This window comes from Microbacterium sp. CCH5-D1, assembly GCF_001557335.1.
Classification (GTDB): Bacteria; Actinomycetota; Actinomycetes; order Actinomycetales; family Microbacteriaceae; genus Microbacterium; species Microbacterium oxydans.
The window spans coordinates 20843-31055 of the sequence record NZ_LSJW01000113.1; the positions used below are offsets into that span (position 1 = coordinate 20843).

At 68.8% G+C, this 10213-nt stretch carries 14 protein-coding genes and 1 tRNA gene; 4 read left to right on the plus strand and 11 right to left on the minus strand.

Going from position 1 to position 10213, the window contains the following annotated elements; genetic code table 11:
* Positions 1-2: 2 nt before the first annotated feature.
* Genes sufU through AX744_RS07480 form a run of 3 tightly spaced genes read right to left on the minus strand, consistent with a single transcriptional unit; the run spans position 3 to position 2165 of the window.
* A complete protein-coding gene (sufU, locus tag AX744_RS07470) occupies positions 3-437 on the minus strand; it encodes a Fe-S cluster assembly sulfur transfer protein SufU (RefSeq protein WP_061016097.1) in 435 nt (144 codons plus the stop codon).
* A complete protein-coding gene (locus AX744_RS07475; protein WP_061016099.1) occupies positions 434-1741 on the minus strand; it encodes an aminotransferase class V-fold PLP-dependent enzyme in 1308 nt (435 codons plus the stop codon). Before AX744_RS07475 ends, sufU begins: the two co-directional genes overlap by 4 nt.
* A 43-nt stretch (positions 1742-1784) precedes the next feature.
* On the minus strand, positions 1785-2165 hold the full coding sequence (locus tag AX744_RS07480; RefSeq protein WP_061016101.1) for a winged helix-turn-helix transcriptional regulator: 381 nt from the start codon (positions 2163-2165) through the stop codon (positions 1785-1787).
* An 89-nt stretch (positions 2166-2254) separates the two neighbouring features.
* Here AX744_RS07480 and AX744_RS07485 point away from each other — a divergent pair, with 89 nt between their 5' ends.
* Together AX744_RS07485 and AX744_RS07490 are read left to right on the plus strand one after the other, a co-directional pair.
* Entirely contained in the window at positions 2255-2662 is a 408-nt protein-coding gene (locus tag AX744_RS07485) for a nuclear transport factor 2 family protein (RefSeq protein ID WP_061016103.1), read from the plus strand.
* Between the two features lie 76 nt (positions 2663-2738).
* Positions 2739-3386 carry a LysE family translocator gene (locus AX744_RS07490; protein ID WP_061016105.1) on the plus strand — a complete coding sequence of 216 codons (648 nt, stop codon included), beginning with the start codon at positions 2739-2741 and terminating at the stop codon, positions 3384-3386.
* A 10-nt stretch (positions 3387-3396) separates the two neighbouring features.
* Here the strand turns inward: AX744_RS07490 and AX744_RS07495 are convergent, their stop codons facing one another.
* The 8 genes from AX744_RS07495 to AX744_RS07520 form a co-directional block, all read right to left on the minus strand.
* Positions 3397-4197, minus strand: a complete 801-nt coding sequence (locus tag AX744_RS07495; protein ID WP_061016107.1) for a DUF1206 domain-containing protein — start codon at positions 4195-4197, stop codon at positions 3397-3399.
* 90 nt (positions 4198-4287) lie between these two features.
* Positions 4288-4548 carry a GyrI-like domain-containing protein gene (locus AX744_RS21515; RefSeq protein ID WP_331709296.1) on the minus strand — a complete coding sequence of 87 codons (261 nt, stop codon included), beginning with the start codon at positions 4546-4548 and terminating at the stop codon, positions 4288-4290.
* Positions 4545-4922: a hypothetical protein gene (locus AX744_RS21520; protein WP_331709297.1), complete on the minus strand. Its 378-nt coding sequence runs from the start codon at positions 4920-4922 to the stop codon at positions 4545-4547. Before AX744_RS21520 ends, AX744_RS21515 begins: the two co-directional genes overlap by 4 nt.
* Positions 4923-5006: 84 nt before the next feature.
* Complete coding sequence (locus AX744_RS07505) at positions 5007-5873, minus strand: AraC family transcriptional regulator (RefSeq protein ID WP_061016108.1); 867 nt, start codon at positions 5871-5873, stop codon at positions 5007-5009.
* A gap of 93 nt (positions 5874-5966) precedes the next feature.
* Positions 5967-6101 carry a methionine/alanine import family NSS transporter small subunit gene (locus AX744_RS19960; RefSeq protein ID WP_082108540.1) on the minus strand — a complete coding sequence of 45 codons (135 nt, stop codon included), beginning with the start codon at positions 6099-6101 and terminating at the stop codon, positions 5967-5969.
* Positions 6098-7720 carry a sodium-dependent transporter gene (locus AX744_RS07510; RefSeq protein WP_058631515.1) on the minus strand — a complete coding sequence of 541 codons (1623 nt, stop codon included), beginning with the start codon at positions 7718-7720 and terminating at the stop codon, positions 6098-6100. The genes AX744_RS19960 and AX744_RS07510 overlap by 4 nt, the downstream gene beginning before the upstream one ends.
* 69 nt (positions 7721-7789) lie before the next feature.
* Positions 7790-8464 carry a haloacid dehalogenase type II gene (locus AX744_RS07515; protein ID WP_061016110.1) on the minus strand — a complete coding sequence of 225 codons (675 nt, stop codon included), beginning with the start codon at positions 8462-8464 and terminating at the stop codon, positions 7790-7792.
* Between the two features lie 75 nt (positions 8465-8539).
* Positions 8540-8628, minus strand: a tRNA-Ser gene (locus AX744_RS07520).
* A gap of 159 nt (positions 8629-8787) precedes the next feature.
* On the opposite strand from AX744_RS07520, the gene AX744_RS07525 reads away from it, so the two are divergent.
* A complete protein-coding gene (locus tag AX744_RS07525; protein ID WP_058631517.1) occupies positions 8788-9495 on the plus strand; it encodes a potassium channel family protein in 708 nt (235 codons plus the stop codon).
* A 52-nt stretch (positions 9496-9547) separates the two neighbouring features.
* Positions 9548-10213, plus strand: a 666-nt coding sequence (locus AX744_RS07530; RefSeq protein WP_197429179.1) for an alpha-L-rhamnosidase N-terminal domain-containing protein, incomplete at its 3' end; no start/stop codon positions are given.

Genomic DNA, 10213 nt, shown 5'->3' on the forward strand with positions numbered 1-10213 from the left:
CCTCAGCTGCGGGTGAGCGCGTCTTCCGCTGCGACCCAGGCGAGCATGGCGCACTTGACGCGTGCGACGTACTTCGACACCCCACCGAGAGCTGCGGCATCTCCGAGCAGCTCCTCATCGGGTTCGATCGTGCCGCGGGAGCGCATCGCCTCGCGGAATGCGGCGATGCGCACCTCGAGGTCTTCGACGCTGAGCCCCTCGGCGAGCTCTGCCAGCAGCGAGGCGGATGCCTGCGAGATCGCGCAGCCGTGTCCCTCCCAGGCGATAGCCTCGACGCCGCCGTCGGCTCCGCGGTGCACCTGGAGGGTGATCTCATCGCCGCAGGTCGGGTTCAGCTGGTGCGACTGCGCCGGGATCTCCTCCCGCAGCCCATACCCGTGCGGGGTGCGCGAGTGGTCGAGGATCAGCTCCTGATACAGGTTCTGCAGGTCGCTCATGCGCCCCTCCGGAAGAAGTCGATGGCTCCGGCGACGCCCTCGATCACGGCATCCACCTCGGCATCGGTCGTGTAGAGATAGGTGCTCGCCCTGGTGGACGAGGTCACGCCGAGCCGGCGGTGCAGCGGCTGTGCGCAGTGATGGCCGACGCGCACCGCGATGCCGAGATCGTCGAGGAACTGCCCCACGTCGTGGGAGTGGATGCCCTGGACGTCGAAGCTCGCCAGTCCCACGCGGGGCAGGTCGATACCGGCGCCGAGCACGCGCACCCCGTCGATCGCGCTCAGACCGTCGACGAGTCGCCGACCGAAGGCCGCCTCATGGGCGGCGATACGCGGCATCCCGACCTCGGTCAGGTAGCCGACCGCTGCGGCGAGCGCGATCGCCTGCGACACCCGCTGGGTGCCCGCCTCGAAACGCTGCGGCGGCGGAAGGTACTCGGCTTCGGTCGTGGTGACCGTCGTGATCATCGAGCCGCCCGTCAGGAAGGGCGGCATCGCTGCCAGCACCTCGCGGCGGCCGTAGAGGGCACCGATCCCGGTGGGTCCGAGCATCTTGTGTCCGGACAGCACGGCGAAGTCGACGTCGAGGGCGCGCACATCGAGGGGCAGATGCGGTGCCGACTGGCAGGCGTCGAGCAGCGTCAGCGCCCCGACCTCACGGGCGAGCGCGACCAGCTGCTCCACGGGATTGGTGACTCCCAGAACGTTGGAGACGTGCGTGAAGGCGACGAGCTTGGTGCGTGCCGTGATCAGCTCGGCCGCGGCGTCGAGCCGCAGGGCACCGTCGTCGTCGAGGGGGATCACCTTGAGCGTGGCGCCGGTGCGGGCCGCGAGCTCCTGCCACGGGATGAGGTTCGCGTGGTGCTCCATCTCGGTGGTGACGATCTCGTCGCCCTCTCGGAGCCGCAGGCGCTCCGCAGCCGCACCGCCACGCCCGAGCGACGCGTTCGAGAGGGAGTACGCGACGAGGTTGATCGCCTCGGTGGCGTTGGAGGTCCAGACGATCTCGTCGTCGTCCGCGCCGACGAATCGGGCGACGGCCGTGCGGGCGTCCTCGAACAGCTCGGTCGCCTCGGCAGCGAGCGTGTGCGCACCGCGATGCACGGCCGAGTTCATCGAGGTGGCGAAGTCGCGCTCGGCGTCGAGCACAGCCACCGGTCGCTGTGACGTCGCCCCGGAGTCCAGATACACCAGCGGACGCCCGTGCACCTGTGCCCCCAGGATCGGGAAGTCGCCGCGAATGCGCCGCACCTCGGCGTCGTTCAGGGGGGCGATCACGTCGAGACCGGGAGAAGTGCTCATCCCTCCATGTTCCCACCTGCGGACCGGGGGTGGGCGCGACGGGTCAGGGGCCGCCGAGAGTCTTCGCGTCGGCGGCCGCGTCGTAGCGGTCCTGCGCGTCACGTACGTCCTCGACATGCGACTCCGCCCAGACCTGCAGCGCCTGGAGCGGCGCATACAGCGTGCGCCCGAGCGGAGTGAGCAGATAGCGGGAGTGGCCGTCGTCTCCGACGCCGCGCTCCAGCATGCCGTCGCGTTCCAGGGCGCGGAGCGTGTCGACGAGCACCTTCTTCGTGATTCCGTCCATCCTGGTGTGCAATTCGCCGAAGCGCAGAGGCTGCTCGTGCAGGAGGACGACGATCATCGCGGTCCATTTGTTCGCGATGCGCGCGAGTGATGCGCGCGACGGGCAGCTGGCCGAGAACACCGTCCACGTGTTCGACATCCGCTGCCCCTTCCGGTGACGTTGAAGTAACCGCGTCCCTGCCGAGACGCTGGATGCTCCACAGTACCGACCCATCGAGAAGGAGCATCATGTCGGCGATCGACGTCGTAGGACAGTACGGTGCGGCCATGGCCGCCGGAGACATGGAGGCGCTGGCGGCGACCTTCCATCCGGATGCCGTCTGGCACCAGCCCGGAGCGAACCAGCTGTCAGGAGATCACGTCGGCCCCGACGCGATCATCGCGCACCTGGGACGGTTCATGCAGCTGAGCGGGGGCACGTTCGCCCTCGAGACGGAGTCGGCGACCGAGAGCGGTGCCCTGGTATCCGCCACCGTGCGATTCCGCGCGCAGCGCGTGGGGCACGATGACCACGATCAGCACGTTCTCGATCAGCACGGTGTCGACGTGTTCCGTGTCGCCGACGGCCGCATCGTCGAGGTCTGGCTGATGAGCGAGGACCAGGAAGCGGAGGATCGCTTCTGGGGTACGGCCTGATCCGTCCCCCGATTCGAGCGACGCCGGGTGGTCGCGGACCTCGACCGCCCGGCGTCCGCGCCTCTAAGCTCGTCCCATGATCGCCCAGGACACGCTGTTCACCTTCGTCGTCGCGGCGTTCATCATGGTCGTCATCCCCGGGCCGACCGTGCTCTTCACGATCGGCCGAGCCATGGCGCTCGGCCGGATGGGCGGATTCCTCAGCATCCTGGGCACGGCGGTCGGATCGATCGTGCTCGTCGTCGCGGTGGCTCTCGGCGTCGGCACCGTGATCGCGCAGTCGGTCGTGCTGTTCACGATCGTCAAGGTGCTCGGCGCCGGCTACCTGATCTTCCTGGGCATCCAGGCGATCCGCCACCGGAAGGACGCGGCGAGAGCCATGGCCACGGCGCCGGCGAAGCGCTCGGGTTGGCGGCTTCTCACCGAGGGCTTCGTCGTCGGCGTCACGAACCCGAAGTCCATCGCGTTCTTCCTCGCGATCCTCCCGCAGTTCGTCGATCTGCATGCCGGATCGGTGCCGGCGCAGCTGTTCCTGCTCGGGGTGGTCGTCGTGGTGATCGGCGTGAGCTGCGACGCCGTATGGGTGCTCCTGGCGAGCGCCGCCCGTGACTGGTTCGGCCGCTCGCCCCGACGCATCGAGGCGATGGGGGCGACCGGTGGCGGGCTGATGATCGCTCTCGGCGCTTTCCTGCTGGTGTGGAGCGAGAAACCCGCCACCGCGTGAACGCTCGAACTCACATCCTGGCGTAGCGGGCCCTGGCGATGCAGAAGACGCCGTAGACGGCGAACCCCGCGCCGACAGCACCCAGGACGAGTCCGCCGAGGGGCAGATCGAGCAGACTGTGCAGGGCGGCATCGAGCCCCGCGCCCTTCTCCGGGTCCTGCGTGACGGCGGCGACGACGAAGAGCACCCCGGTCACGGCGACGGCGGTGCCCTTGCCGAAGTAGCCGATCACTCCCAGGGTCACGATGCCCCTGCGGGCGACTCCCGATGGCAGGTCGAGCAGCTTCTCGAAGCCGCGGGTGAAGCCGCCGACGATGAACCCGACCCCGACCCCGACGACCGAGAGCCCCACGACGACCAACAGGGCGACGCCGCCGGGCGCCGAGAGCAGCACCGCGCTCAGGGTCTTCGACGCCGTCTCGGAGTCGGCATCACCACCCACGGCGTAGATCAGGGCCATGCCCCCGACGATGAGGTAGGCGGCGGCGATGCCGAACAGCTTGACGCGCTGACCCCACTTCTTCGTCTCGGCCGGATCGGCGGCGAGGAAGGCACTGGCGATCTGCCACACGGCGAGCGCGATCAGCCCGGCGGCCACAAGCACGAGCAGCAGCCCTCCGATCGGGCTCTGGCGGATCTGCTCCATGGCCCCGTCCTGGTCGGCGTCACCGGAGGCGCCGGCCGCGATGGAGATCGCCACCGAGCCGATGATGACGTGGATGACACCGAGGACGACGAAGCCGGCACGGGCGATCCGTCGGAACGTCGACGACCTCTTGGCGACGCGCGCCGCGTTCTTGACCGTGCTCATCGTTGAAGCGTATCCGTCGTGCGGAACCCCGCCGAGGGGCTTGATTTCGCCTCGCCTGTCGCTCCCGCCCTGTCGCTCCCGCCCTGTCGCTCAGGCGTGCGGCATGATCGGCTGCCGGAGGATGGTGCGCAGCTTCGCCGGATCGGCACGGCGCAGGTCGCTCAGGTAGATCTCGTGATGGAGCCCCCGCATCTGGAGCCCGTTGTCGGGGATGAAGTGGTGATGCAGCTCTTCGAGCACCGGTCCTTCGTCGTCGAACGGTCCGACGTGGAGTGTCTGTACGCAGCTGCCCTCGTCGAGGGTCTGCAGCCGCACGGAGTCGAGCGCAGGGATCGGCTCCCTCTTCTTCACAGCCTTCTGCATACCGACTCGACGGCTGCCGCGAACATCGCGGGGGTGATGTGATCGCCGACCATGATCATCATCGTCCACATCCAGGCCGACTTGTCACGGCGGGAGGTGAACGACTCCATGTCGGGCGCATGCCAGAGTCCCTCGAGCGGCATGACGACGGTGTCGATGCCGAGGTCGTTCCGACTCGCGAACTTCAGCGCGTATGCCAGGGGGAACAGCGCCGACACGGCGTCCCGATAGGCGGGCGCGGTGTTCGGGTCTCCTGCCCCGTCGATCATCAGGTACTGCAGGGGCGGCACCTCGACGACGCGGAACTCGCCCCGCTTCGCCCGGTACGCGTCGAGTGTCTTCTTCGGATCGATGGCCGCCATCACGTGCCTCCCTGGATCGTGCGCTCAGTGTCGCACGGGCCACGGACACGGGGTGGGTGCGCACGCGCGCCCACCCCGCCGGCCTCAGGCCGGTTCGACCGGAAGCCAGAGCTCGCACGACGCGGAGTCACCGCTGAACTCCAGGTAGCGCACGATCGACGGGCCTGGGCGCAGCCTCCACGGGTTCGACGGGAACCACTCCGTCGCCGTGGCCGCCCACAGCGTCTGCAGAGCGGCGGGGAAGGGACCACTGGCGGCGAAGACCGCCCACGATCCCTCGTCGACCGGAAGCACGTCGAGGTCTTCCGGAACCGATGTCGTGCTCTGCACCGCGACGCCGTGCAGATACCTCAGCAGCGAGCCTTCCGGGGCGTCGGGTTCGACGTCTGCCGTGACGGCCAGGATCCCCGAGGGCTCGGCATCGCCGAGGGTCTTGAGCCGCGCATGCTCCTCGGACGGGATGGCCGCGATGTGCGCCTGGATGTGCGGATTGGCGCCTTCGTGGATCAACGGAACCTCCACGGCGTGACCGACGAGCACGAGCGCGGGCCGGTGGGTGATGGTGACGTGCATGGGGATGCTCCCTTCCACGCTCAGGCGGAACCGGAGCGAGGGTTGTGTACGGAGAGGGCCCCCGTCACGGCGCGCATCGGCCGGTCCGATGCCGTGCACCGCGCGGAAGGCGCGAGCGAACGCCTCGACCGAGCCGTATCCGTGGCGCACGGCCACATCGAGCAGGCTCGGAGCGCCGGCTGCGAGTTCCGCTCCCGCGTGCGTCATCCGGCGACGACGCACGTACTCCGAGAGCGGCATCCCCGCCAGCGCCGAGAACATCCGACGCAGGTGGTACTCCGTCGTGCCGTTCTCACGGGCGAACGCGTCGATGTCGATCTCTCCCGCGACACCGTAGGTGTCGACGAGCTCGACCAGGGCGTTCAGCGTGCCGATCATGAGGTCCTCCTTTCCCCACCATCGTCGCTGCGCATCTCATACGCCGACCCGACTTCTCCGGTCGGATGCGATCGGTTCTCCGTCGACGCCCGGTCAGAGCTCGACGGGAGGTGCCGGCTCCGTCTCCGACTCCTCGGGATGACGGGCCAGGTTCACGATCCCGGCGACCAGCCCGCCCCAGACCGTGACCATGGCGATGATCATCATGACGACAGCGATCGGAGTCATGCGCTCGCTCCCTTCGTCGTGGTGCCCACCGCCGGGATCGCGGACGTCTCCGCATCCGGCTCGTACTCCTCTTCGACGAGGAACTCGTCGTATTCGGGATCGTCCTTCGCGTGGGAACGGCCGCTCCACGGCAACGCCGACAGGACCAGGGCCAGCACCACGAGGGCGATCACCATGCCCCATCCGAAGACGGCGAGGAACCAGGCCGGATAGCCGCTGTACGGCTCGGACGTCTTCGCGATGAGCTCGCTGATGAAGAGGTACCCGAGCACGACGGGTGCCAGCACGCCGACGAGCAGCTTCCAGATCGCGCCCACCCGGAAGCTCGATCGACGATTGAGGTGCTCGACCAGCACCGGCAACTTGTGCAGCAACCAGGCCACGATGATCACGGCCACCAGGGCGACCGCCATGATGCCGAAGGAGTTCACGAAGGCATCGACCGTATCGAGGACGGAGAGCGCCGTCGTCGTCGAGAACAGCGCCATCGAGACGATAGCGAGCGGGATCGCCACGGTCAGGGTCGTGCGCACACGCGCCCAGCCCAGCTTGTCCTGCAGCGCGGCGACGATCACCTCGAGGATGGAGATGAGCGAGGTGACTCCGGCGAACACCAGGGCCCCGAAGAAGAGGACGCCGATGATCGATCCGCCCGTCGCCTGCGACACGATCGTCGGGAACGCGATGAACGCCAATCCGATGCCGGAAGAGGCGACTCCCGCCACCTCGGTCCCCTGCGCCTGCGCCATGAAGCCGAGGGCCGCGAAGACACCGATACCGGCGAGGATCTCGAAGCCCGAGTTCGCGAAGGCCACGACGAGTCCCGAACCGGTCAGGTCGGTCTTGCGCTTGAGATACGAGGAGTAGGTCACCATGATGCCGAACGCGACCGACAGCGAGAAGAAGATGTGGCCGTACGCGGAGGCCCAGACGCCCGGGTCGGCGAGTGCCTCCCAGTTCGGGGTGAAGAAGGCGTTGAGGCCGTCCATCGCACCGGGGAGGAACAGCGACTGCACCACGAGGATCGCGAACATGACCGTGAGCAACGGCATCAGGATCATGTTCGCCCTGCCGATGCCGCGCTTCACACCCAGCGCCATGATCACGATGACGATGAGCCACACGACCACGAGGGGGATGCCGACCTGCGGGACGAAGTCGGTCGAGACGCCGACTTCGGCCACGTCCGCCGAGCGCAGGAAGTCGATGAAGAAGAAGTCGTTCTCGTTGCCCGCGCCCCAGGTGAGCTGGGCCGAGAACCAGGTGTACATGGCCGCCCACGCGATGATCACGGCGTAGTAGACGGCGATCACGACGCAGATGAGCACCTGCCACCATCCGAGGGGCTCGGCAGCACGGTGCAGACGACGGAAGGCGAGAGGCGCCGATCCGCGGTATCGATGACCGATCGCGTAGTCGAAGAACAGCAGCGGGATGCCGGCGGTCAGCAGCGCGCACAGGTACGGGATGAGGAACGCCCCGCCGCCGCCCTCGTAGGCGACGTAGGGGAACCGCCAGATGTTCCCGAGGCCGACCGCTGAGCCGATCGCGGAGAGGATGAACACGTTCCGCGAGCCGAAGGCTTCGCGTTTGTGGGTCTGCGTCGTGGCGGAGGACATGCGGACGAGGCTACCCGAGGGCTGAGCCGAACGTCGGGTCGGACACAGACACGAGACGATCCCGCCGCTTCAGCCCAACGCCTCCGCCAGCTCGGCCAGGCTGGGGAAGCGCCCGTCGAAGGCGTCGGTGTCCTCGGGCGGATCACCTGCCGGACGCGGTACGTACGCGGTCCTCATCCCCGCGGCTCCGGCGCCTCGGAGATCCCAGGCGTGTGCGGCGACCATGAGCACGCGCGTCGGGTCGCCGCCCGCCTCCTCCACCGCGAGCCGGTAGACCCGCGGGGAGGGCTTGTAAGCCTCGACGGCGTCCGCCGATAGCGCTCCGTGCCACGGCAGTCCGGCGTGCTCCCCGAGCGCGTGCAGCGACTCCGGGTTCGCGTTCGACAGCCCGAACACACGGAAGCGGGCGGCGAGACGCTCGATGCCCTCGCGCGAATCCGGCCAGGCGGGAAGACGCTTCGCCGCGGTCGCGAGGCGATCGACGGTGGCGGCGTCCGTGATCCCCGCGATCTGCGCCACCAGTGTCGCCGCCTCGCGATCCAGGATCCCGGAGTCGACGTAGTCGCGCTCACCCCGTGCGATCCGGCGCTGCTCCCCGTCGATATGACGTTGCCAGACGGCGCGGAGTCCATCGGAATCGCGGGGAGAGCCACCCGCCTCCTCGATGGCAGCGCGAAGCCCTCCGGGCTCATCGACCAGGGTGCCCAGCACGTCGAAGACGATCGTGGTGATGTCGCGAAGCATGATTCGAGTCTGCCCCGACACGGGAACCCAGGGGCCGGGAACGAGAAAACCCCCGCCGGAGCGGGGGTTCTTCTGCGGAGACGAGGGGATTTGAACCCCTGGTCCCCGTGAGGGGACTCCACCTTAGCAGGGTGGTGCACTCGGCCGGACTATGCGACGTCTCCAGGCATCCGGCCGGAAAGCGCGGATGCACCTAGCCATCATAACGGGTCCGGCGAGCGGACACGAACCGCGCCCGGCCGGTCGTCCCTCCTCGTCGTCACCCGCCTGGGATACTGACCGCAGATCACGGACATCGCCAGCCGCTGATCCGGAGGGACGCCATGACCGAGAAGCTGACCGCGCACGGGACCGACTCCTCGCCTTCCAGCGGCCTGTGGACCCGACGCGCAGCCGGGTACGGGGTCGTGCTCGTGCTCCTCGTCGTCTCGTATGGACTGTGCGCGACGCAGCCGAGCACCGACCCGAGCCCGTGGGCCTTCCTGCCGATGCTGGCGACCGTCGCCGTGGTCTTCTACGTCACCGGAGCGACGCGGCTGGCGCAACGTGTGTCGTGGGTGGTGCTCTCCGCTGCCGGTCTCGCCGCGGTCATCGCCGGCGCCCTCGGGCTCGACGGCCCGCTCTTGGCCATCCCGCTCTCCGCCGCCTCGATGCTCGCGCTCCTCGTGGCGCCGTGGGTCATCATCGCCCACCAGGTCACCCGTCGCGGGCTCGACTTCGAAGCGCTCCTGGCTGCGGTCACGGCGTACATCCTCGTCGGGATGTTCTTCGCGTTCGTGTACAACCTGATGTCGCAGCTGTCTCCCACTCCGCTGTTCGGCGACGCGACCGCCGACTCCCTCGGAAACCAGCTGTTCTTCTCCTTCACAGCCCTGACGACGACGGGCTACGGCAACATCGTCCCGGTCGGAACCGGCGGGCAGGCGGTCGCGATCGCCGAGGGGATCACGGGACAGCTGTTCCTCATCACGGCTGTCGCCCGGATCATGCGGGGCGCCAGCGCCAAGCGCACCCCGGCGCCGTCCGAGTGAACCCGCGACAGAGCATCGACACCCGACGAGCCGCAGGGGCAGGAAGAAGCACATGACCACCGTCTCCGCGCCACGCATCGAGCACCACCGGGAGCCGCTCGGCATCGGCGAGAGCCGCCCGCGTCTGAGCTGGACCATCGCAGACGCCCCCGCTGACTGGCGACAGCAGTCCTATGCCGTCACGGTGGTGCGCGGCAGCAGCCAGGACCGGGACGAGGAGCGCATCGAGGTGACGTCCGAAAGACAGGTCCTGGTGCCCTGGCCCTTCGACGCCCTCGACTCGCGCGAGCACGTCGGCGTGCGCGTGGCAGTGCGGGGCGGCGACGGCAGCTGGTCCGCCGACAGCCCGGAGACCTGGCTCGAGGCCGGCCTTCTCCGGGCAGACGACTGGTCGGCGCGACCGGTGGGGGTCGACCTCGACGAGGATCCGGAGAGCGATGCCCGCCGCGCGACCCTGGTTCGACGAGGCTTCCGCGTCGAGGGCGAGATCGCCAGCGCCCGGCTCTACGCCACGGCGCACGGCTTGTACGAGGCGGAGATCAACGGGGTCCGCGTCGGCTCCGACACGCTCTCACCCGGATGGACGACCTACCGCGAACGCCTGCGGTACTACACCTACGACGTGACCGCACTGCTCCTCGACGGCGAGAACGCGCTCGGCGCCTGGCTCGGCGACGGCTGGTACCGCGGTCGTCTGGGCTGGCGCGGCGGTCATCGC